Source organism: Mesotoga sp. HF07.pep.5.2.highcov (genome assembly GCF_003666285.1).
In the GTDB taxonomy this organism is placed as follows: domain Bacteria; phylum Thermotogota; class Thermotogae; order Petrotogales; family Kosmotogaceae; genus Mesotoga; species Mesotoga prima.
The window spans coordinates 1-651 of sequence record NZ_JFHJ01000579.1 but is presented as its reverse complement, the minus strand read 5'-3'; the positions used below and the strand labels follow the sequence as shown (position 1 = coordinate 651).

The 651-nt window shown below is 45.5% G+C and carries 2 protein-coding genes; both read left to right on the top strand.

The window, feature by feature from the left end; all coding sequences use genetic code 11:
• Nucleotides 1-155, top strand: a 155-nt coding sequence (locus BG32_RS12230; RefSeq protein WP_409072666.1) for an oligopeptide/dipeptide ABC transporter ATP-binding protein, incomplete at its 5' end; no start/stop codon positions are given.
• The coding region (locus BG32_RS12225) for an ATP-binding cassette domain-containing protein (RefSeq protein ID WP_121526912.1) at nt 152-651 on the top strand (500 nt) is incomplete at its 3' end. The genes BG32_RS12230 and BG32_RS12225, both read left to right, overlap by 4 nt.

Genomic DNA, 651 nt, shown 5'->3' with positions numbered 1-651 from the left:
CGGGTGCTCCTCCGGACTTGCTCGAGCCTCCTTCTGGCTGTAGATTCCATCCCAGATGTTCCCTGGCCATGGATAAGTGCAAAGAAGAAGAACCACCCCTAATAGAGATAGAAGATGAACACATGGTGGCCTGCTGGAGGTGTGAGAAGAGATGAACGAAAACATAATTGAAGTCAAGGACCTTCAGAAATGGTTCCCCATAAGAAGAAACATATCCCAGTTCTTCAAGGGAGAACACAATTACGTCAAGGCAGTTGACGGAGTATCCTTCTCAATAAAGAGGGGCGAGATATTCGGTCTAGTTGGAGAGTCCGGTTGTGGAAAGACCACTACGGGAAAACTAATCATGAAACTCCTAGAACCTACAGGCGGGACCATGTCTCTAAACGGAAAGGATGTAACTCATATAGAGAAAGATGAACTGAAGATATACAGAAGGAATGTACAGATGATCTTTCAGGATCCATACGCTTCAATGAACCCGCGATTCAAGATAAGGGATGTCATGGAAGAGCCTCTAATAATACACAAACTCGGAGAAGACAGGGATGAGAGAATGAAGATGATCGAGAAGGCTTTAAGGGAAGTCAAGCTCAATCCTCCAGATGAATTCCTTGTGAGGTATCCCCATATGTTATCCGGGGGTCAGAG